At 59.4% G+C, this 20,891-nt stretch carries 17 protein-coding genes; 9 read left to right on the top strand and 8 right to left on the bottom strand.

Annotated elements, in window-relative coordinates; translation table 11 throughout:
- From lexA to ACIREA_RS07950, 5 genes are all read left to right on the top strand, one after another.
- Positions 1–538, top strand: a 538-nt coding sequence (gene lexA, locus ACIREA_RS07970; protein ID WP_397381728.1) for a transcriptional repressor LexA, incomplete at its 5' end; no start/stop codon positions are given.
- 105 nt (positions 539–643) lie between these two features.
- Positions 644–883, top strand: a complete 240-nt coding sequence (locus ACIREA_RS07965; RefSeq protein WP_300932948.1) for a hypothetical protein — start codon at positions 644–646, stop codon at positions 881–883.
- Positions 870–1,244 (top strand): hypothetical protein, encoded by a 375-nt coding sequence (locus tag ACIREA_RS07960; protein WP_397381727.1) that lies wholly within the window; start codon positions 870–872, stop codon positions 1,242–1,244. The genes ACIREA_RS07965 and ACIREA_RS07960 overlap by 14 nt, the downstream gene beginning before the upstream one ends.
- Positions 1,241–1,717: a hypothetical protein gene (locus ACIREA_RS07955; protein ID WP_397381726.1), complete on the top strand. Its 477-nt coding sequence runs from the start codon at positions 1,241–1,243 to the stop codon at positions 1,715–1,717. Before ACIREA_RS07960 ends, ACIREA_RS07955 begins: the two co-directional genes overlap by 4 nt.
- Positions 1,714–2,286, top strand: coding sequence for an RNA polymerase sigma factor (locus ACIREA_RS07950; RefSeq protein WP_300932951.1), 573 nt, complete (start codon positions 1,714–1,716; stop codon positions 2,284–2,286). The genes ACIREA_RS07955 and ACIREA_RS07950 overlap by 4 nt, the downstream gene beginning before the upstream one ends.
- Here ACIREA_RS07950 and ACIREA_RS07945 read toward each other — a convergent pair.
- The 4 genes from ACIREA_RS07945 to deoC form a co-directional block, all read right to left on the bottom strand.
- Positions 2,283–3,758 carry a carboxypeptidase M32 gene (locus tag ACIREA_RS07945; RefSeq protein ID WP_397381725.1) on the bottom strand — a complete coding sequence of 492 codons (1,476 nt, stop codon included), beginning with the start codon at positions 3,756–3,758 and terminating at the stop codon, positions 2,283–2,285. The genes ACIREA_RS07950 and ACIREA_RS07945 overlap by 4 nt on opposite strands.
- A 39-nt stretch (positions 3,759–3,797) precedes the next feature.
- On the bottom strand, positions 3,798–4,667 hold the full coding sequence (locus ACIREA_RS07940; protein WP_397381724.1) for an aldehyde dehydrogenase family protein: 870 nt from the start codon (positions 4,665–4,667) through the stop codon (positions 3,798–3,800).
- 138 nt (positions 4,668–4,805) lie between these two features.
- Complete coding sequence (locus tag ACIREA_RS07935) at positions 4,806–6,236, bottom strand: aldehyde dehydrogenase family protein (protein ID WP_397381729.1); 1,431 nt, start codon at positions 6,234–6,236, stop codon at positions 4,806–4,808.
- 356 nt (positions 6,237–6,592) lie between these two features.
- A complete protein-coding gene (gene deoC, locus ACIREA_RS07930) occupies positions 6,593–7,531 on the bottom strand; it encodes a deoxyribose-phosphate aldolase (protein WP_397381723.1) in 939 nt (312 codons plus the stop codon).
- Between the two features lie 86 nt (positions 7,532–7,617).
- On the opposite strand from deoC, the gene ACIREA_RS07925 reads away from it, so the two are divergent.
- On the top strand, positions 7,618–8,889 hold the full coding sequence (locus ACIREA_RS07925; protein WP_397381722.1) for a Glu/Leu/Phe/Val dehydrogenase: 1,272 nt from the start codon (positions 7,618–7,620) through the stop codon (positions 8,887–8,889).
- A 30-nt stretch (positions 8,890–8,919) separates the two neighbouring features.
- Here ACIREA_RS07925 and ACIREA_RS07920 read toward each other — a convergent pair whose 3' ends face one another.
- Both ACIREA_RS07920 and ACIREA_RS07915 read right to left on the bottom strand, forming a co-directional pair.
- Positions 8,920–10,935 carry an ATP-dependent DNA helicase gene (locus ACIREA_RS07920; RefSeq protein ID WP_397381721.1) on the bottom strand — a complete coding sequence of 672 codons (2,016 nt, stop codon included), beginning with the start codon at positions 10,933–10,935 and terminating at the stop codon, positions 8,920–8,922.
- 60 nt (positions 10,936–10,995) lie between these two features.
- Positions 10,996–11,913, bottom strand: coding sequence for an FAD:protein FMN transferase (locus ACIREA_RS07915; RefSeq protein WP_397381720.1), 918 nt, complete (start codon positions 11,911–11,913; stop codon positions 10,996–10,998).
- Between the two features lie 41 nt (positions 11,914–11,954).
- Between ACIREA_RS07915 and ACIREA_RS07910 the strand changes: the two genes are divergently transcribed.
- On the top strand, positions 11,955–12,962 hold the full coding sequence (locus tag ACIREA_RS07910; RefSeq protein ID WP_397381719.1) for a metallophosphoesterase: 1,008 nt from the start codon (positions 11,955–11,957) through the stop codon (positions 12,960–12,962).
- On the opposite strand, the gene ACIREA_RS07905 is transcribed toward ACIREA_RS07910, so the two are convergent.
- Positions 12,963–13,427 (bottom strand): hypothetical protein, encoded by a 465-nt coding sequence (locus tag ACIREA_RS07905; protein ID WP_397381718.1) that lies wholly within the window; start codon positions 13,425–13,427, stop codon positions 12,963–12,965.
- A 135-nt stretch (positions 13,428–13,562) separates the two neighbouring features.
- On the opposite strand from ACIREA_RS07905, the gene ACIREA_RS07900 reads away from it, so the two are divergent.
- Positions 13,563–14,207 carry an FHA domain-containing protein gene (locus ACIREA_RS07900; RefSeq protein ID WP_397381717.1) on the top strand — a complete coding sequence of 215 codons (645 nt, stop codon included), beginning with the start codon at positions 13,563–13,565 and terminating at the stop codon, positions 14,205–14,207.
- Positions 14,208–14,213: 6 nt separating this feature from the next.
- Here ACIREA_RS07900 and ACIREA_RS07895 read toward each other — a convergent pair whose 3' ends face one another.
- Positions 14,214–15,029 carry a hypothetical protein gene (locus ACIREA_RS07895; protein WP_397381716.1) on the bottom strand — a complete coding sequence of 272 codons (816 nt, stop codon included), beginning with the start codon at positions 15,027–15,029 and terminating at the stop codon, positions 14,214–14,216.
- Between the two features lie 164 nt (positions 15,030–15,193).
- On the opposite strand from ACIREA_RS07895, the gene ACIREA_RS07890 reads away from it, so the two are divergent.
- On the top strand, positions 15,194–20,891 hold a 5,698-nt coding region (locus ACIREA_RS07890; protein ID WP_397381715.1), incomplete at its 3' end, for an FHA domain-containing protein.

Raw genomic sequence — 20,891 nt, 5'->3', positions numbered from 1 at the left:
TGACATCCAGCGCCACTTCGGCTTTTCCAGCCAGACAGCCGCGATGAGTCATCTGCGTGCTCTGGAAAAAAAAGGCGTCATTCAGCGTCATGCGCACAAAGCGCGTGCGGTGGTCTTCCCTGAAGATCTCGATCGTGCAGAAATCATCGACATTCCAGTCTTCGGCCAGATTCCCGCCGGCATGGCCGCCGCTGACATGGTGCAGCATGCCGACCGATGCATCTCTGTGGATGTGAACACCCTCGGTATTCCACGCTCAGCAAAAAGCTTTGCTCTCAAAGTGCGTGGCGAATCGATGATCGGCGCCCTCATTGGCGATGGCGACCTCGTCATTCTCGAAATCCGCGAACCTCGACCAAAAGACATCGTCGCCGCGCTCATCGACGGGGAGAGCACCTTGAAGCGCTACGTGGTCAAAGATTCCCAGCCCTACCTGCAGGCTGAGAACCCCGAATTTCCTGATCTTCTGCCAGCACGCGAACTTCTCATCCAGGGAGTGATGATCGGGCTCATCCGGCACGTGCGCCGGGAAATTTGACGGGTTGAAAAAAGAATGCCTTTTTTGAGGGATTCGCCGGGAGGTGGGGTGAAACCAGTTGAGCAGTGATTTTAAAGCCGCTCACCAACCCTACCCCAACCAACCATGAAACCCGCCATTCTGATTCTTTTAGCTGTCACCACCCTTGCCTCGGTGTCCTGTTCAGGTCGCCCTGTGCCGAGCCTCACGCAGACTTACAATGGCAAGCCTGTGCTCACACGTGCCAGCCATCCCCAAGGAGGATCCATGGCTCCGGTTGATGGTGTGTATCTCGGCCGCCGATATTTTCAGCCCCAGGGCGTGAAGTCCGGCCTTGCCTGGATTGATGTCTATGGCCAGAGGTAACACCATTGGCTTGGTGACTTATCGCCCCAAAACCACGCCTGCCGCCGCCATGCACGACAACAATCCCGATCATCTCGACGATCTGCTTGCTGAATGGCAGCCTCAGGTGGAAACACCGCCAGACTTCCGTCGTGAAGTCTGGCGGCGCATTGCGGTCGAGTCGATCAATCCTGGATTGATCGAACGTTTTTCCTGGTGGCTGATGCAGCCCAAGCGGGAGATTGCCATCATAACGGCTGCCGTGGTTCTAGCCGTTGTTTGGGGGGTGACGCACCCGCCGAAGGCCACGAGCCCCCATGACGCCTACCTCACCTCCATCAGTCCGTTCGATGTAAATCATCACAGCCTAGGCCGGCCATGACGCCAGTTCGTAAAATCATTGGCTTTACGCTCCTCACCGCCTTGCTGGCGTCTGTTGCTTTGTGGATCACCCGCGAAAGTCTTCGCCCGCAAGAGCCTCCCCGCGAGATGGGCTTGAGCTGGCTGAAGGAAGAGTACTACCTTGATGACGCAGCTTTCGAGAGCGTCAGCGCCCTGCACAAAGACTACTTCAAGCGCTGCGATAAGATGTGTCGCCAGATCAATGAAGCTGATCGCCCTCTCCTAGGGCGTATCCGCCAACGTGGTCGCACGACGGGAGAACGCGACGCCCAGCTCAGCCGAGAACAGGCCATCTGCGCCGACTGCGAAAAGGCAGCCGCTGAGCATCTTAGGCAGGTGGCTGAGCTGATGTCCCAGGAGGAGGGAAAGCGCTTTCTGAACGACTTCTTGCCCATTCTCAACGAGCAGCGCCGCGAGCATGATCGGCGTCTCTCCTCCAGTCTCCGCCGATGACACGCGTTCGGGACGACCTCGACAACGAATGGATGCGCAGTCTAGCGGGAGGCGAGGAGTTGGCCTTGAACCGTCTCATGGACGCCTGGAGCGAGCCCTTAATTGCTTACCTCACACGCCTCACGAGTAATGCTGCGACGGCTGCCGATCTGGCACAGGAAACTTTCGTTCGCGTTTACCGTCACAGGTACAGGTTCAGTACGTCGCAAAAATTCTCCACATGGCTATTCGCCATCGCCACAAATCTCGCCCGCAATCATGCTCGCTGGCGTGGTCGGCATCCGGAAATCCTTCTGGAGCATGAGAACCTTTCAAACTTGCCCCACGCCGCAGCCCATGCCGCTCCCGATGAGAGGGCTATCGCCAACGAGCGCCTCATTGCCGTGGAAAAAGCCGTCGTAGAACTGGCGCACGAGCTGCGTGAGGTGCTCATTCTCGCTACCTGGCACGGCATGAGCCACAGCGAGATTGCCCGGGTGCAGAATACTAGCGAAAAAGCAGTCGAACTCCGGCTTTACCGTGCCCGCAAGATGCTTCGTGAACTGCTCGTCGATCACCTCGGCTCCTAGCCGACGTACCTTTCTTGCAGGTGTTTGATGTGCCATTTCGCATCCGTCGGTTTGCCCGTGGCCTGCGTGATGATCTCCTGGGGCAGCAGCGCGGCACCCTTGCTGTGCACGTTTTCACGCAGCCACTGCAGCAGCGGCGCGTAGTCGCATTTTTCCAAGGAGGCTGCGATCTTCCGATTCTTTTTCGCAGAAGCGAAAAGCTGGGCGGCATTCAGGTTCCCCAGCGTGTAGGTGGCGAAATAGCCCAGGCCGCCCATGCTCCAGTGGATGTCCTGCAGGCAGCCGTGGCGGTCGTCCGGAGGCGTCATGCCAAAGAGCTCGCGATACTCCTCATTCCACACCTTGGGCACGTCCTGCACGGCGAGCTCGCCTTTCACGAGGCGGCGCTCGATGCCAAAGCGCAGGAGGATGTGCAGATCATACGTGGCCTCATCGGCCTCCACGCGGATGAAACTGAATTCGCTGCGCAGCATCTCCTTCATGAACGCGTCCAGCTTCACCTTGCGAAGGTGTGGGAAGAGCTCCTGAGCGCGGGGCAGCCACTTTGCCCAGAAAGTGAGGCTGCGACCCACATGATTTTCCCACAGACGGCTCTGTGATTCGTGGATGCCCAGTGAGGCCGCAGTGCCGCTCGGCAGGCCGTAGTCCAGGCCTGGCAGCCCCTGCTCATACAATCCGTGACCGGCTTCGTGCATCACTCCGAAGAGCGAGGACAGAAAATCTTTTTCGTCATAGCGCGTCGTCAGCCGCACATCGCCGGGGCCAAGTGTGGTGCAGAACGGATGCGCCGTGGTGTCGATGCGGCCTGCCTCGAAATCAAACCCCAGACTCTGTGCGATTTCGCGGTTCAAAATCTGCTGTTTTTCGATCGGATAGCGGCCTTTGAGGGTGCCCGGCTTCACCTTGGCAGATTTGGCCACGGCCTCGCGGGCGATTTCGGCCAGCTGCGGGCGAAGCTTGGCAAAGAGCGCTGCTACTTCGCGTGTTTTTGCGCCGCGCTCGTAGAGATCCAGCAGAGCATCGTACGGCTCGTCTTCGAAGCCAAACAGATCCGCCTTTTTGCGTGCAATGCCCAGCACCTTCTCCAGATGCGGTGCAAACATGGAGAAGTTGGATTTCCCCCGCGCCTCCACCCACGCCGCCTTGGCATGCGCGCAGACCTCGCTTTCCTCCTCCACCAGTTTTTGCGGCAGCTTCGTCGCACGGTCGATGTCGCGGCGCAGTCCGCGCACGTTCGCTGCGTGGGTCGGATTTTCCGGCATTTCCTTCTCGGCACGCTCCAGCAGCTTCAGTGTTTTCTTCGAGGTCAGCAGACCGTGCGCCTTTCCTGTGAGGTACGACAACTGCCGCGCCCGGTGCTCCAGCGCATGCGCTGGCATGTAAGTTTCCTGGTCCCAGCCCAGCACCGCTTCGGTGGAAGTGAGGAGGGCGATTTCAGAAACAACTTCGCGGAGGGATTGGTAGGCGGTCATGAAGCCTCTAATCTGACGCACAAGAACGGGAGAGCAACTTCAAGCAGCCACCGGATGCCAGGTAGTCTTGAATTCGATCAGCGAGCGGATTTCTTCAACGCCCTGCATCTTGTCGGCAAACCAGTCGATGGGCTCGTCGGCTTTGAGCAAGCGCACGCGCTTCACACTTTCTGCGGCGCCGAGTTTCAGAGTCGTGCGGTCTGTAGCGTTCACCGCACCGCTGAGGGCGCGGAGGTGTTCATGGGTGGCAAAGGTGGGCAGCATCTCGCTGCGCAGACCGGTGAGCAGATTGACAACGCCGCCGGGGAGATCACTAGTGGCCATCATTTCTCCCAGCAGAATGCTTGGATAGGGCTGGGTGCTGCTGGCAAGCGCAACGACGCAGTTGCCGCTCGTGATCGCAGGCAGGATCAATGAAATCAATGCGAGCAGGGGGGAGTCATTGGGGGCAATGACACCGATGATGCCCATCGGCTCCGTGACGGTGAAGTTGAAGTGAGCGGAGGCTACGGGGTTCACGCTGCCGAGGATCTGCTCGTATTTGTCCGTCCAGCCAGCGTAATGCACCACGCGCTCAATGCTGGCAGCAACTTCACGCGAGGCGTCTGCTTTCGAGGTTCCACCCAATGCCACCACTTCGGCCAGTTCGGCAGCGCGTGCTTCCATCATCTCTGCGAGACGGTACAAGATCTGTCCGCGATTGAAGGCCGAGCGTTTCGCCCATCCCGGCCCTGCCTTCGCCGCTGCTTCGACCGCATTGCGAAGGTCCTTGCGCGTGCATTGTGGGATGTTGGCAAAGAACGCACCAGAAGCATCGTGCAGTGCCGTCACGCGTCCGCTCTCGCTGCGGATGAAAGCGCCGCCGACGTAGCATTTGGGGGTTTTGGTGATGGAGAGACGGTTAGGCATTAGCGGCGAAGGGGGGACAGGATTAACAGAATTTCAGGATCACAGGATTGGGTATGGATGATTTGGAAGGATTCAGGTGAAGCGGGTTGTCTGGAGAAATTCTGTCATCTTGTGAATCCTGTCAAAAAAGGCATCGCATCAGCCCACGCTTAAATAATCCAGCAGTCCCTGCTTCCCGCCTTCACGACCGAAGCCGCTTTCTTTGTAGCCGCCGAAGGGGCTGGTGGGGTCAAACTTGTTGTAGGTGTTGGCCCAAACCACGCCGGCTTTGAGGAGGGTGCTCATCTTGAGGATGCGGCTGCCCTTGTCGGTCCAGACACCGGCGCTGAGGCCGTAGGGCGTGTTGTTGGCTTTCTCAACGGCCTCCTCAGGCGTGCGGAAAGTGAGGATGCTCAGCACGGGTCCGAAGATTTCTTCGCGGGCGATGCGGTGGCTCATGCTGACGTTGGTGAAAATCGTCGGGCGGAAGAAGAAACCTTTGGCGGGCAGCTTGCAACCGGTGTCGTACTTTTCTGCGCCTTCAACGACACCGCTTTGTACGAGGTCGGTTATCTTCGAGAGTTGCTCGCGGCTGTTGATCGCGCCGAGGTCGGTGTTTTTGTCCATCGGATCGCCGACGCGCAGCACGGCGATGCGGCGCTTCAGTTTGGCCAGCACGGCATCGGCGATGCTTTCCTGCACGAGCAGGCGTGAGCCAGCGCAGCAGACGTGGCCTTGATTGAAGAAGATGCCGTTCACGATGCCCTCCACGGCCTGATCCAGCGGCGCATCATCGAAGACGATGTTTGCAGCCTTGCCGCCGAGTTCCAACGTGAGCTTTTTGTCCGTGCCCGCGAGACTGCGCATGATGCTTTTCCCGACCTCCGTGCTGCCGGTGAAGGAGACCTTCGTTGTCAGCGGATGCTGGATCACCGCAGCGCCCGTTTCGCCTGCACCGCTGACGATGTTCACCACGCCGTTTGGCAGGCCAGCCTCCTGGCAGATTTCACCAAACTTCAGGGCGGTGATGCTGGTGGTCTCCGCCGGTTTCAACACCACGCAATTTCCCGCCGCGAGCGCTGGAGCGATCTTCCATGCGAGCATGAGCAGCGGAAAATTCCACGGAATGACCTGCCCCACCACGCCATGCGGCGCGATCTGCCTTCCGGGTGCAAGATGCTCGAGTTTGTCCGCCCAGCCTGCATGATAGAAAAAATGAGCGGCCGCCATCGGGACATCGAAATCGCGTGATTCCTTGATCGGCTTACCGCCGTCCAGTGTCTCCGCGATGGCAAACTCGCGCGCGTGATCCTGCAGCAATCGTGCGATGCGATAGAGGTATTTCCCGCGTTCCTTTCCGGGCATCTTGCCCCAGACCTTCGTGAACGCCTTTTGCGCCGCCTTGCAGGCGGCATCCACATCCGCAGCATCTGCCAGCGCGATGTCCGCGATCTTCGTTTCATGCGCCGGATTGATCGTGGCGAAGTATTTTCCGCCACGAGGCGACACGAATGAGCCATTGATGAACAAGTCGTAGCGCGGCTTCAATTTTGGGTCCGCTGTTTCCGGGGCGGGATCGAATTCCCACAGATCGCCGAAAACGAGTTCACGGGCGGGATTGGCCTTGGTTCGGGCAGGTGGGTTTGGCATGGCGCTAGTGAAGGAGATCAGGAATGAGCGCAAAAGCTATGACGTTCGAGATGAGAGTGGCCTGGAGGTAGGTGATCAACGCAACCTGAAAACGCATGGACAGAGAGAGCTTCATGGAGCGAAAGCGCCATAATCTTACTCCAACCGCGAGAAGAATGAATCCGAGCTGGAGCAACCCCGGAAGTCCAATGCTGGGGCTCGCGTAATAAACAGCGCATGGAATCGCCAAAAAACCAAAAAGGGTGAAAAGGGGTTTCAAGAGGTTGAAAGAGGAGAGAAACAAAAAAATCATGGCCTTAATAACCTTCGGTGGCTTCGCTGAAATTCCACGGGGCCTGATAGGCACCGGTGCGTTCTTTTTCGAGCTGGCGCACGAGGTCATTGAGCAATGCGGAGGCGCCGAAGCGATATCGGCGGTTGTTGAGCCAGTCGTCGCCGAGGGTTTCTTTGACGGCGATGAGGAAATGCAGCGCCTGCTTGGCTGTGCGGATGCCGCCGGCGGGTTTCATGGCAATGGGGATGCCGGTGGCGAGGAAGTGGTCGCGGATGGCTTCCAGCATGACTTGATTGTTGCCGAGTGTGGCATTGGACGAGGTTTTGCCCGTGCTGGTCTTGATGAAGTCGCCGGGGCGGATCACGCGCATGGCGAGGAAGCTGGCGGCGCGGATGTTGTCGTAGGTTTCGAGTTCGCTGACTTCGAGAATGACCTTGAGCGTAGATTGGCCGCAGGCTTCGACCACGGCGGCGATCTCGTCCTGCATGCACCCGAATTCGCCGCTGAGAAAAGCACCGCGATTGATCACCATGTCGATTTCATCGGCACCGTCGTTCACGGCTGCGTTGACTTCGGCGAGGCGGGTTTTGAGCGGAGCCTGTCCGCTTGGGAAAGCGGTGGCGACAGAGGCGATTTTCACCGAGGTGCCGCCGACATGCTTCTTCGCATGCTTCACCATGGAAGGGTAAACGCAGACGGCGGCGGTGGGTGGAATATCGCCCACGTCGTGCGGGCGCAGCGCCTTCTGGCACAGCGAGGCCACTTTGCCGGGCGTGTCTTTGCCCTCGAGCGTGGTCAGATCGACCATCGACACGGCGAGGCGCAGGCCGAAGACCTTGGACTTTTTCTTGAGGCTGCGGGTAGTGAATTTCGCAACACGTTCCTCGATGCCGACTTGATCGACGGTGCCGATCTCATCGAAGAGACGGCGGAGGCTGGTGGGCGCTTTGGCGGCGGGCATGGGGCTCATTTACATGTGAGACAGCGTTGCTGACAATGACAGAATCTGTACTCGCAGATTCTCCGGCCCGCGTATGCTTGTGTACCATGAGCAACATGATCCCTCTAGTGTATGATTCGCCGATTTTTCGCATGGCCTGTCAGCAGTTTGATTTGGTGGCCGACTTTTTGGATATTCCTGAAAATGCCCGTGACCGCCTGAAAATGCCCAAACGCGCCGTGACCGTGGCCATGCCCGTGCGTCGGGACGATGGCAGCACCACCGTATTCATGGGCTACCGGGTGCAGCATCATCTCACGCTTGGGCCCACAAAGGGCGGTGTGCGTTTTCACCCGGATGTGACGCTCGGTGAAGTCGGGGCTCTCGCCATGTGGATGAGCTGGAAATGCGCGCTCACCGGCCTGCCGTATGGCGGTGCCAAGGGCGGCGTGACCTGCGACCCACGGGCGCTTTCGCTCAATGAACTCGAGCGTGTGACGCGGCGCTACACGCAGGAGCTGATCCCGTTCATCGGCCCGCAGATTGACATTCCTGCGCCCGATATGGGCACCAATGAGCAGACCATGGCCTGGATGATGGACACGTATTCTCTTCAGAGCGGCCACTGCGTGCCGGCCGTAGTGACGGGCAAGCCGGTGAGCCTGGGCGGTTCGCTCGGCCGCCGTGAATCGACCGGTCGCGGTGTCGCCTATCTGATTTCACGTGCCATGGACACCGTGGGCATCGCTGCACAGGGCGCGACGGCGGTAGTTCAGGGCTACGGCAACGTCGGTGCCGTGGCGGCAGCCTCGTTGACCCGCATGGGACTTAAAGTAATCGCCGTGAGCGATGCTTTCGGTGGTTTGCACAATGCGAACGGCATCGATCTGGCGAAGCTCGACGAACACGTGGCGAAAACACGCAGCATCGTTGGATTTGAAGGAGCAGACGCGATCACCAACGAGCAACTGCTGGTCACTCCCTGCGATGTGCTCGTTCCCGCCGCGATGGAGCGTCAAATCACCGGTGACAATGCAGCGAAAATCCAATGCCGCATTCTCGCCGAAGGCGCGAACGGTCCGACAACGCCCGAAGCAGATGCCATCATTGCACAGCGTCCCGAAATCTTCGTGATCCCCGACATTCTCTGCAATGCCGGCGGTGTGATCGTTTCCTACTTCGAATGGGTGCAGGATTTGCAGAGCTTCTTCTGGGACGAGGGCGAAGTGATGAGCAAACTCTACCGCATCCTGGAGCAGGCTTTCGTGCAGGCCCTCACCTTCAGTCGCAAACGCAACGTCAGCATGCGCTTCGCCGCCCTGAGCCTGGGCATCCAGCGCGTGCATGAGGCGAAGCAGATGCGCGGACTGTTCCCGTGATGAGAAAAAAGCTGCCAGCCGGTCTCACGACTACTGCATGATCTCTGTCGGGCACTCCGGCAGAGATGACAGGAATGCGCGGCCATACGGCTTGGTAAGGATGCGGTTGTCGAGGATGGCGCAGATGCCTTTGTCGGTGGCGGTACGGATGAGGCGGCCGACGCCTTGGCGGAGTTTGAGGATGGCCTCGGGTACGCTGTATTCGGTGAAGGGATTGAGGCCCTGTGCTTCGAGATGCTCGATGCGTGAGGCGGTGAGCGGATGGTCGGGCACCGCAAAGGGCAGGCGTGTGATGATGACGTTGCTCAGGGCTTCGCCTGGCACATCGACGCCGGTCCAGAAGCTGTCAGTGCCGCAGAGCACGCTGTGGGTGTCATTCTTGAATTCAGCGAGCATTTGATGCCGGGGCATGCCGCGCCCTTGCACGAGCAGCCGCCAGCCGCGCTTTTCGCAGTGCGCTTCGAGGTTGTCGGCCAGCGAGGTCATCTGGCTGTAGCTGGTGAAAAGGATGAAGGCGCGGCCGCTGCTGAGATCGATGAAATGGGTGATCCAGTGCTCCAACCTGTCGAGGTAACCGGGCTCCGAGGGCTGCGGCATCTTCTTGAGCAGATAGAGCTTCATCTGCTTTTTGAAATCAAAGGGGCTTTCGATGCAGGCTGCACGAGCATCTTCGGCGCCGACGCGATTGCGGAAGTAGTTCAGCTCCGTGTCATCGCCGATGCCCAGCGTGGCGCTGGTGAAGACGCAGGCTTTATGGCTGGCGAAAAAGATCTGCCGCAGGCGGGGCGCGACGTCCACAGGTGCCGTGTGGAATGAGACAATGCGGTTCTCATGGCTGGTGCGCTCCACCCAGTGAACGTGGTCTTCATTTTCCTGATCAAGGAAAGCTTTGATGCCGACTCGAATGGCAGTGAGGCGTTTGGAGAGGTCGAGAAGTTCGAGCTTGGTGCCTTCGCGATCAACGGCATCGCCTGCTTTTTGAGCACGCAGGGAGAGGCGTTGCAGCGGCAGGCTCAGCGTGTCTTCAATCAGGCCCGCTTCACGCACGCGAAACTCGCGGCCCATGGCGTTGAATTTGCACGCAGCCTCGGCGGCACGGAAAAAGGTGTCCACGCTGTCCAGCGTCTGCAGCACCTCGCGCACGCCGTCTTTGTCGCCCACGAGCTGGAAGAAGCCTTTGCGGCTCTTCGGATTGTGCAGGCGGCCGAGTTCGAATTTGATGTTCGATTCGCTGATGTGGAGGCCGAAGGCGCGCGCGGCCACGTTCTCGATGGTGTGGGCCTCGTCGAGGATGACAAAGTCACGTGGGAAGAGGAAATTGCAGTCCTCGGTGCTGGTTTCATCAGCGGAGGCCAGCAGGGTGAAGAAGAGCGTGTGATTGAGCACGACGACGTCTGCCTGCTCCATGCGGCGGCGCACATCTTGGTACCAGCAGCGGCTGCCGGGCGGGCAGCGGCGCGGGGTGCAGGCATGCGGCTCGCTGCACACCAGCGACCACACGCGTGCGCTGGGGGTGAAGTCGAGATCACTCAGCGTGCCGTCCTCGGTTTCGGCCACCCAGTCGAGCAGGAGCTTCAGTTCGGAGGCTTCCGAGGTGGAGAAGAGATCGCCAGACTCATTGAGCGCGCGCTTGAGACGCGTGGGGCAGATGTAATTGCCACGGCCTTTGAGAATCTCCGCGTGGAAATCGCCGATGAGCTGTTTGACGATGGGGATGTCCTTCGTGATGAGCTGCTCCTGCAGATTGATCGTGTGGGTGCAGATGATGGCCTTGCGCTTCTGCTCCAGGGCAAACGTGACGGCGGGAACGAGGTAGGCGAGGGACTTGCCGACGCCCGTCGCGGCTTCGCACACGAGGGCATGGTTGCCATCCAGCGCCGCGCCGACCAGCTCCGCCATGCGCTGCTGCTGCGGGCGGTATTCAAACTGCGGCGACTCGGACATCTTGCCCTGGTCCGAGAAGGCGTAGTGCATGCGCGGCGCCAGTGGCGGCCGCGAGATGCGGCCTGTCATTCCTTCTTCGTGATCTTCGGCGACGTGAAACATGCGGGGGTGGTGATAGCAGAGAGCGCAGCCTTCAGGGCAACGGGGTTTTTGAGCAAGGGGTCATTTTTCGCGTTCGAACCACACGACATGCAGCCCGAGCTTCTCCGCCAGCTGACGGCCCGCCTGCGGTCCCAGGACCAGCATAGCCGTGGCGAAGCCATCAGCCTGAGATGCGCTGGGGTGAATGACACTGACCGAGGCGAGCTTGTGCTCAATGGGGCGACCCGTGCGCGGATCAAGAATGTGAGCGTAGTCTTTTCCATCCGCAGCGAAATGCTGCCGATAGACACCGCTGGTGGTGATGGCTCGATCTTTGAGGAGCAGCGTCTGTGCCGCTTCTCCGGGCGGTGCTGCGGGTGTCTGGATACCGACGCGCCATTCACCACGAGCGAGGACTTCACCCCCGATTTCGAGGAGGAAATGGGTGATGCCTTTGGATTCCAAATACTGTGCAAGGTGATCTATGGCCCAGCCTTCTGCGACGGCGCTGACATTGATGCTCAGTTCTGGAATGGCTTTGTGCAGGGCAGGGGGATCGTGGCGGGTGTGCAGATGCTTCCAGCCGCATTTCGCTCTAGCACCAGCGATCTCAGCCTCCGTGGGTGCTGTGTCGCGTCTGCCTTTGGCCCCGAAGCCCCACAAATCGATGAGCGGTGCGAGGGTGATGTCGAGCGCATGATCCGTATCGCCACCGATTTGCTGCGCGAGTTCAACGACTTCGACGAGTTCAGTCGGGACGTCCACCCAGTCCGTACTGGTCGAGGCATTGAAGCGTGAAATGGCGGAGTCAGGCCGCCAGTGGCTGATGATAGACTCCCAGACATCGACCTGCTGCTGAATCTCTTTTTGAGAGATGGTGCCATCCCCGCCATCCACTCGCAGGCTCCAGGTGGTGCCCATGGTGCGACCGCCGAGAGTGACGGGCGGGTCATCACGAGAGCAGCCGCTGAGAAGCAGGAGCAAAAGAGCAAAACGCATGATGAGAGAAATTGGCGAGGCATGCCGTTTCAGCCAGCACGATGAATCAAGCCCCTCTTTCCCGTCGCCGTGCTCTTCAAACGCTTTTTTGCTCTTCCGCTGCGCTGGCGTTGAATCTGCGTCCGGACCGGGCTGCTGCAGAGATCGCCAAGGAGGGCCTGCACCTGCTGATGATCGGTGACTTTGGGACTGGCGGGGTGGATCAGCTCAAGGTGGCAGGAGCCATGCAGAAATTCGTGAGCGACAATGGCGTGAAGCCGGAGGGGCTGCTGATGCTGGGAGATAATTTCTACGGCCCTGTGAAGGAGGGGTTCAGCGTGGATTCGCCGCGCTGGCAAAAGGACATCGAGAAAATGTACTCGGCCAGCGTCTTTCCGGGCCCCATGTGGAGCGTGCTGGGAAATCACGACTACCATGACAACCCGGGCGGTGAGAAGGTGCAGCTGGCCTATGCGGCGCAGCCAGGAGTGCGCTGGAAGATGCCGGCGAAGTGGTACCGCTTTGATCTCGGACCCGTGACCAAGCCGCTGGTGACGTTCATCTGCCTGGACACCAATTTTCCGACCATTGCAGGCGGCGTGGACAAGAAGACGAAGAAACCGCGGGGCTCACTGACCGCTGCGGAGGAGAAAGAGCAGCTCTCCTGGCTCAAGGCGGAGCTGGAGAAGCCGCGTGCGCCTTTCACCATCGTGATCGGCCACCACCCGCTTTACTCAAACGGCGATCATGGCGACACGAAGCAACTGATCGCTCAGTGGGAGCCTCTGTTTCAGAAACATCAGGTTCACGCCTATCTCTGTGGCCACGATCATGACCTGCAGCATCTGGAGATGAAGGGCCTTTTCACCACGCATCTGCTCTCAGGAGGTGGCGGCGCAAAGACGCGTAAACTCGATGGCAAGCATGAGGTGCCGTTTGGAAAAGACGTGCATGGCTTCACGCATCTACAGGTCACAGCCAAGGCGCTGACCTTCACGCATCACTCGGCGGATGGCGGAGTCCTGCATGCCGTGACGAAGCTGCCGGACGGCAGCTTCAAAATCGCCTGATCACTTGTAGCCGGTGACCATCGCGCAGGGCACTGCCTTGTGCTTGCCCTGCTCCGTCTGGTGAATGGCCACCATGTACATGCCGGTTTTCTTGGGCTTGTAGAAGAGCACAAAGCCCCAGCCGTCGAGCACGGGCAGGATGTCACCGGAGGGTTTGCCTTCGAGATCGAGCACAGCACCCGTGACGTGGACTCCGGACTGTTTCGGCACGGCGATGCAGAAACAGTACTCATTGCCCTTGAAGAGCTGCATGCGGGTTGCCTTGCCGAGCTTGGGTTCGAGCACGTAGGTTCTGACCTCAGCGCGAATGTTGTAGCCCTCCGCTTCCTGATCATAGGCCAGGGCGCTGGCGGCTTTCTCGGCATCTTCATTGTCACCCGCATGCAGCCAGGCCGCAGGGGTGAGCAGCATCAAGATGCAAAGGGCAAGGAAAGCGAAGGGGGATGGGGCGGCTGGGGTGCGCATGACACAAAGGGCGGAGAAATTTTACTCTCACATGCGAACATAGCCGTTGCATCAGGAAAATCCCAAGTTTCTGTTCCGCCGTTCGTGCCTTTTCTGGTTTTACGAATATTCACCCCCCTTTAATCCCCCTCATTCATGGCTTCTGTAGTCTTTTACATGGAGGACGGCACTACGCTCGTTCATAAGTTGGAAAGTGATGTTGCCACCATCGGCAGGCATCCGGAAAACGATGTCGTGCTCACCTGTCCATCCTCATCAGGGCGGCATGCCATCATCAAGGCGTCAGACAAGGGCGTTTTTGTGCAGGACCTTGGCTCCAGCAATGGCACCCGCGTGAATGGCGCGGAAATCGAGGAGGCGCTGCTCAAGGATGGCGACCGCGTGGGCTTTGGGGATGTGCAGGCTGTTTTCTACGCTGGGGATGCACCCGCAGTGCTGGAGGAGAAGCCGCTGGCCACTCCACGCTTTTCAAAGTCGCTGCCAGCGTCGGTTCCCGTGGCTGCTAATCCCTCGCCCCCGGCGGCCAGGCCTGCGCCTGCCGGACGCCCCCTCAGCCCTGTGAGGCGTGCTTATGCCAAGCCTTCCGCAGGCAGCTATCCAGACACCACCGAAAGCGGCTGCATGACCGGAATCATTGTCACGGGCATGTTCGTCATCGCCTTTGTCGTGGGATTGGCCATGCGCCACTCGAAAGAGATGGATGGCAACCTCATGGAAGATCTGAAGGACAAGGTTTTTGGTTCCATGCCCAAAATCAAAATCGAGCGCAAAGAGGAATAGGAGGCTTCACAGCGACCGCTTGTAGCTGTCACACCGGTTGTGCCAGCCGGACAGCCAGCGTTGTTCTTTGCGCTCCGCCGGAGCATTTGCCACCCGGCGGCTGAGCACGTGCTTGGCGGCTTCGGCGAACTGTATATTCCAGGCAGTGTAACTGCTGGGCGTTTCTCCCATGGCCTGAAGGACTTGGAGCAGCCCCCAGCCCTGGCCCTTGTAGCGTTCCGTCGGTTTTGTGCCCTCGCCTTTGAAATTCACGTAGTCGATCAGGCAAAACGTGCCCTCTGGTGTTGTCTTCAGGGAATCAAAGGCCATTTTAACCCAGGCACGTTCTCTGGCCGGAGCTTCCGCCAGCATCTTGGGCAGCGCAGCCTCCATGCGGGCCATGATGAATTCCGTCTGCTGCCTCACCGTGCGGCTGAGCAGCGCCCGCAGTTCCTGCTGACGTTCGCCGTTCCGGTCTGCTTCAAAGGCGGCTTTGGTTGGCCAGGGGCAGGCGCCCCGTGCCCAGGCAGGCGCGGCAGTCCCGTGAGCCGCTAGAAAAGCCAGCAGCGGTGGGAAACTTTCTGCAAATGGGCCGCTGCGCCCCTGCGGATACCAGATGAAGTGTCCGATGCCTAAGGAAGCGAAATCCTCCCCCCCATTCCAGCTGGTCAGCCCCGCCACCGTGCCGCCGCATTCGTTTTGCCAGATCCGCCTGCCGACGCGGTCCATTTGAGCCGAGGATAAACGTGTTCCGCCGCCGCCTTTGGAGGCTGGAACCTCAGCACAACCCTCCAAACTGCTCAAAACCAGCGCCAAAAGGCTGAAATATTTGATGAATCGCATGGCTTTCATATTTTAGAAATCTTAAATGATGCTGTGCAATCGAAGTGGTTTTTGTAACAATAGCTTCTTAACCCATCTTCCCTATCGACTGATTTCATTAAGTTTGATTCACTGATTTTCCACCCTTATTCTCTCGACCCTTTAGTACTTTCTGCGCGTCCGGCATGCCGTATCTGGCCTTCAACCTTAATGATGGAAATGAGTTCGTCTTCGACATCCTCGAGGAACGGCTGTCCATCGGACGTGAATCCAGCAATGACATTGTCATCGACAACACCTTCATTTCCAGCTTTCACGCGGAGTTTATCCGTCAGCCGGATGGCAGCTACGAAATCGTCGATTTAAAGTCCTCCAACGGCACCTTCGTCAATGGCAGGCGCGTTGAGCGTTTTCGAGTCAAAGGTGGGGATCGCATCATGTTCGGCCAGCTGGAAAGCCGGTTTCGTGAGCGGGCACCCAAGGGGATGGCGTCGGATGGCGGTTCCAAATCAGTTTCCGTCGCCAAAGGTCAGCCAAGTCGTGAGGATGGTAAAAAAGGCGACACCGAAAGCATTCCGGCACGAGACAAGGATGACCTGCCAAAATCCACCCCTGAAACCGGCAAGATTGAAGTCACCAAGCCAGTCGTGCAGCGGGCCCAGACCGATGCTCCGCGCCCGCCCGGCGGCAGTGCACCGCCTCCTGCGCTGATTCCCAAGCATTCCGCTTTCATTCCTCCTGCGCCTTCCAAGCAGGCGGTCGAAACGGAAAAACTCCGCCAGCAGCGCGATTCCGTGCCTGCAGCCAGTGAAGCGGAGCAGAAACGGCGTGAAGAGATCCGTTCCCTGGATGCCACCCTTGAGGTTCGGCGCAAAGAACTCAGCCAGACGCAGGCCGAGATCACCGGATTCAAAAGCGAACTCGAAAAACTGCGTGGCCAAGTGCAAAATGCACGTGCCGATGTGGAGAATGCGAAAACGGATGCCGGCAAGCTTGACGCCAAACGCCGTGATCTGAGCAACACCGAGGGCAAGCTCGAATCCACCCGAACCCTCGTCGCGAAAGCCGAGGAGGACCTGAGCACCGCGCAGAAGAGCCTGCAGGCCCTGCACGCTGAGGCCGACAAGCAGCGCAAGGATCGTGAAGCTGCGATAGCCAAACTCGCGGCTGAAGAAGCGGCGGCAAAGGAAAAGGTGGCCACCATCAACCAGCTGCTTGCCACGGCGCAAAAGTCTGAGGCGGATCTGAAATCGCAGCGCAGTGGAGAGCTTCAGGCACTCGATGCCCAGCTTGCGGCCAAAGCGACTGAGCTGGCAAAAGCTCAGGCGGATCTCACGACACTAGTGGGCAATCTCACCGCGCAGCAGGCTGTCCTGGGCAAAACCACGGAAGAAACCCAATCCCGGGAGAGCACCCTGGCCAAACTGGTCGCCGACGAGGCAGCGACTGCACAGAAGCTGGCAGTTTTGCAGCAGCAGGCAGCCGCTGCGGATGCCGAGGTGAAGCGCCTCACCGCGCTGCAGACGGACGCACAGAAATCCGAGGCCGAGCAACGCACCAAACGCAGTGCCGAACTTCAAGATCTCGATGGTCAGCTGGCAGGCCGGCGTGCCGATCTTGACAAGACTCAGGCTGAACTGGCGAAGGTTCAGGGGGATCTTGCGAGCCGGAGCGATGCCCTGCAAAAGACCTCGGCGGAGGCTTCTGTGCGTGAAGCTGCCGTTGCCAAACTCATCACGGATGAAGCTGCCAGAGCCAAAAAACTTGGCGAACTTCAGGAGCAGGTCAGCAGTGCCGAAGCGGTGGTTCAACGCCTCGTTTCGTTGCAGGCGGATACACATAAGTCCGAAGCGGAGCAGCAAATCAAACGCAGTGGTGAACTGCAGAGACTCGATCAGCAATTCGAAACGAAGAGCGCTGAACTGAAGAAGACACTGGCCGATCTGGCGAAAGCACAAAGTGATCTCACCGCGCAGCAGGGCGCGCTCAAGCAGACCACGGAGGAGGCGTCTGCGCGTGAAGCCGCCGTCGCCAAACTCACCACCGATGAAGCCACCGCCGCGCAGAACCTTGCCGGATTGCAAAAGCAGATCAGCGATGCCGATGCTGAGGTAAAACGTCTCACAGCGTTGCAGGCCGATGCGCAGAAATCCGAAGCCGAACAGTGCACAAAACGCAGCGCCGAGCTGGTGGAGCTCGACCAACAACTCAGCGCACGGCGCGCCGACCTGACCAAAACGCAGGCGGATCTGGCGAAGGCCCAGGGCGATTACACCACGCAGAGTGACTTGTTGAATAAGGCCACGGAGGCAGCCACGACACGAGAGGCCGCCGTCGCAAAGCTCGTCGCAGACGAAACGACCACCACCCAGAAGCTGGCCGGACTGCAGAAGCAGATCAGCGATGCCGATGCTGAAGTGAAGCGTTTGACTGCATTGCAGGCCGATGCGCAGAAGTCTGAAGCCGAACAGCGCACCAAACGCAGCGCTGATTTGCAGGACCTCGACAAGCAGCTCGACCTGCGCCGGGCAGATTTGGCGAAGCTCGAAGCCGAGCGGGAGACCAGGCAGAACGAAATCGAGGCCGTCAATGCGTCGCTGGCGAAAGCCCAGGAGCAGGTGCAGCATGCGCAGAGCCAGATCGCCCAGCTGGGTGGCGAGGAAACGGCCATCACCGCCCGCGTTGGCGAATTGCGCGGCAACGAAGAACGACTCAATGCCCTGACCCAGACCTTGGGCCAGATGGAAAACCAGCGTGGCCTGCTCGATGCCGCCATTGCCGCCCTGCTTGGCAGGCAGCAGTCCCACGAGGCCGATGCGAGCACCGCCGAGCAGCGCATGAAGGCCCTTCGTGCCGGGCTGACCGAACTGGAACAGCAGCATCTCGCCGCCGAGCAGCAGCTTGCCGCGCTGAACACGCAGAAATCAGACGCCGAAGCCGCTTTTGCCACCCAAGAGAAGGAAGCACTGGCGAAACTCGCGGACATTGACCGGCAGGCCAAAGACACGCGCAAGCTGGACGAAGCGGAAAGGCATGAGGCTGAGAAGCGTCAGGCGGACCTCGAAGCGCAGATCGCAGCACGTGGGACGCGTCTTGCCGAGGTGCAGGCCCAGATGAAAGAACTGGAAGACAAGGCTGCTGATCTCACCAACAAACTCGACGACCTTGCCTCGACCGATTCGAAGCTTAACGATGCCTCTGAAGCGCTGAAGGCTGTCGAATCGCATAAAGCCGAGGTCTTGGCTGCGGTGGCCGCCTTGGTGAAAGACCGTGACGAACGCACTCGCGAGCTTCTCGCCGCCACCGAGCATGGCCGTGCGCAGACGCTGCTGACACAAACTCTCATCCAGCGCCGCGAGGCACTGGAAAAAGAGGTGCACCTCATTGATGAGCAGCAGACCGAACTTTCCCAGGCCATGGGCAAGCTGCGCGAGCAGGTGCGGATGGCTGAAACCGAGCTCAAGGAGCGCGAGGCCTCACTCGCCGCCGCCGAGCAGCGCACTAAAAATCTCGAAGAAATCGCCGCCACCGCTGATCAGCAGTTCAAAACCTTGCAGGCCGAGCACAAGAAGGTCACGGAACAGCTGGCGCTGGCAAAAACGGATCTTGAGCAGTCGGTTGCCGCTGCAATTGAGAAGAAGAAAGAGGCTGTCACCGCCGCCGCCGCCGCCGAGAAAAGTTCGCAGCAGCAGCTCATGCTGGTGGAAAAAATCAGCGGCTTGGAAGCCGTCATCGCCACGCTCACGACGACTCACGCCAGCACGCAGCAAAAACTCTCCGCAGCGGAGTCTGACCACCAGAACCTGCAAGATCGCCTGACCGCGCGGCAGAAGGAAATTGCCGGGGCGGAAGCCCGTGTGGCCGAACTCACGCAGCAGACTGCAGGTCTCGACGACCGTTTGAAGGAGCTGGCAGTCGCGAACAAGCAGAACGCCGAACTCAACGGTGCCATCACGACTGCCACGCAGGAGCGTGACAAGTTGCAGGCTGAAACACAGCGTCTGGCCAAGGAGCGCGCCGAGCTTGAATCGGTGCTGCCGGATCTGCGTGGCAATGTGACGCAAACCCGTGCCGAAGCGGACAATCTGAAAGCCGAGCTCGCGGGCCTGATCAAGGATCGTGACGCCGCTGCGGCGACTCTCAAGGAATCGCTGGCTCAGCGAATGGCTTCCGAGACCGCTGTCGAGACTCTGCGTGTCGAATCGATCAATCTCGACAAAATTCTGGGCGACAAGCGCAGCAATCTTGAAGCCGAGACCAAGGCAAAACTCGCGGAGGCGAACGCCGCCGAAACGCGCCTCAAAGGCGTGGAGGAGCGCATTGTCGTTGCTGAAAAGCGGCTGGCCGAACTGGCGGAGGTGGATGCACGCCTCGCCACGGCCACCAAGACTCTCAGAGAGACCGAAGCTCAGCGGCAGGCTGAGGAGAAGGTGCTGGTGGAACTTTCCCGCAATCAGGACAAACTGAAGAAGGATTGCGCCACGCTCGATGCGTCCCTGAAGACCGAGAATGCGAAGCTTGTGGAGCTGACCAAGGCCGTCAAAACCATTGAGGCCAAAGCATTGGAGGCTGAAAAACGTACGGATAAAGCCGTTGCAGCGCAGCAGGCGGCTGAACACAAGCGCATCGAAGCCGATGCCGCTGCCGATAAGGCGCGTGCGGAGGAAAGGAACCTGCGGAAACAGATTCCTGCGCTGACCACCGAGTTGGCGGGCATTCAGGCACTGCTGGTCACTGTGACTAAGGAACGCGAGGAGGCTTCGCAATTCGTCACCCGCCTGAACGTCAGCACCGATGGCCAGAACAAGAGGCTCGCCGAACTGCAGCAGCAGGTCACCCAGCTGGAAGAGGCTCACAAAGTTCGGGAAGAACGCGTGATGAAAGCCCAGGCGGATGTGGACAAGGAGTCCGCGCGTCTGAAAGCGGCGCAGGATCAGTCCCGTGCGGCCGAGGTGCAGCTTGGTGAACTGGAAAAAGAGGTCAAAGACGCCAAGCTGAAGGCGGATGCAGCGAAGAAAGATGCCGCCGCGATCGAGGGCGAACTGCGGCAGCGGCTTGACCGCGTGCAGAACCTCAAAGCCGACGAGGAACGCCTGCTCAAAGTCATCGAGACGCAGAAGTCGGAACTCGCAGAGGTGGACATGACCCACAAGGAGCTGCACACCAAGATCGAGGCGCGGAAGAACGAACTCGGCGAATTCATCAATGTCGGCGGCAAAATTCTCGGCCTTGGCCAGGCGCTGGCAGGGCTGGAATCGCGTCAGACCGAGATCAACAAATCTCTGCGCAAGGCATCAGAGGAAGATCTGGCGATCCAGGTCAAACTGAACGCGGCACAGGAGGCTCTGAACCGCGAAGCCGCACGCGCCGAGCAGGTGCGCAAGGATCGTGAGGCCGCCGATGCCGAATTCAAGAAATTCAGCGCCGACATTCAAAAACAGGCTGCAGCTCTGCAAAATTACGAACTGGAGCAGAAGAAGCGCATCGCCGAGCTTGAAAAACGCATTACCGACCTGGGCGCCACGCAGCAGCGAGCCGTGGGCCAGATTGATGAAACCAAGGCGGAACTCGTCCGGCTGGAAGGCAAAAAGCAGGAGTTCGCGCAGGCTGAGGCCCAGCTCAAGCACTGGCAGGACATCGAAAAACGCCTGCGCGGCCAGCTCGTCGAGCTGGAGGAGAAGCACGAGATCATGCGCCGTGGGCTGCCCACCGAGGAGAGCACGGTGGTCATGTTTGCCAACGACATCATCAAGCGTATCGACCTCATTGACGCCCTGGTGGCCCGCTACGCCGGGGCAAATGGCAGCGACGTGCCGCAGCAGCTCGTCACTCTCCGCGCCTCATTCGAGGATATTTTGCACCAGCACGGGGTGACCGAATTTG

Origin of the sequence: Prosthecobacter sp. (genome assembly GCF_044373815.1) — a bacterium.
Classification (GTDB): Bacteria; Verrucomicrobiota; Verrucomicrobiia; order Verrucomicrobiales; family Verrucomicrobiaceae; genus Prosthecobacter.
This window is presented reverse-complemented; position numbering and strand designations above follow the sequence as displayed.

What these genes read in the sequence shown, in the direction of transcription:
- ACIREA_RS07905 (WP_397381718.1), bottom strand. Translation starts at nt 13,427, where the DNA reads ATGCGCACCCCAGCCGCCCCATCCCCCTTCGCTTTCCTTGCCCTTTGC.
- ACIREA_RS07945 (WP_397381725.1), bottom strand. Translation starts at nt 3,758, where the DNA reads ATGACCGCCTACCAATCCCTCCGCGAAGTTGTTTCTGAAATCGCCCTC.
- ACIREA_RS07955 (WP_397381726.1), top strand. Translation starts at nt 1,241, where the DNA reads ATGACGCCAGTTCGTAAAATCATTGGCTTTACGCTCCTCACCGCCTTG.
- ACIREA_RS07910 (WP_397381719.1), top strand. Translation starts at nt 11,955, where the DNA reads ATGAATCAAGCCCCTCTTTCCCGTCGCCGTGCTCTTCAAACGCTTTTT.
- ACIREA_RS07940 (WP_397381724.1), bottom strand. Translation starts at nt 4,667, where the DNA reads ATGCCTAACCGTCTCTCCATCACCAAAACCCCCAAATGCTACGTCGGC.
- ACIREA_RS07920 (WP_397381721.1), bottom strand. Translation starts at nt 10,935, where the DNA reads ATGTTTCACGTCGCCGAAGATCACGAAGAAGGAATGACAGGCCGCATC.
- ACIREA_RS07925 (WP_397381722.1), top strand. Translation starts at nt 7,618, where the DNA reads ATGAGCAACATGATCCCTCTAGTGTATGATTCGCCGATTTTTCGCATG.
- ACIREA_RS07965 (WP_300932948.1), top strand. Translation starts at nt 644, where the DNA reads ATGAAACCCGCCATTCTGATTCTTTTAGCTGTCACCACCCTTGCCTCG.
- deoC (WP_397381723.1), bottom strand. Translation starts at nt 7,531, where the DNA reads ATGCCCGCCGCCAAAGCGCCCACCAGCCTCCGCCGTCTCTTCGATGAG.
- ACIREA_RS07960 (WP_397381727.1), top strand. Translation starts at nt 870, where the DNA reads ATGGCCAGAGGTAACACCATTGGCTTGGTGACTTATCGCCCCAAAACC.
- ACIREA_RS07950 (WP_300932951.1), top strand. Translation starts at nt 1,714, where the DNA reads ATGACACGCGTTCGGGACGACCTCGACAACGAATGGATGCGCAGTCTA.
- ACIREA_RS07900 (WP_397381717.1), top strand. Translation starts at nt 13,563, where the DNA reads ATGGCTTCTGTAGTCTTTTACATGGAGGACGGCACTACGCTCGTTCAT.
- ACIREA_RS07915 (WP_397381720.1), bottom strand. Translation starts at nt 11,913, where the DNA reads ATGCGTTTTGCTCTTTTGCTCCTGCTTCTCAGCGGCTGCTCTCGTGAT.
- ACIREA_RS07895 (WP_397381716.1), bottom strand. Translation starts at nt 15,029, where the DNA reads ATGCGATTCATCAAATATTTCAGCCTTTTGGCGCTGGTTTTGAGCAGT.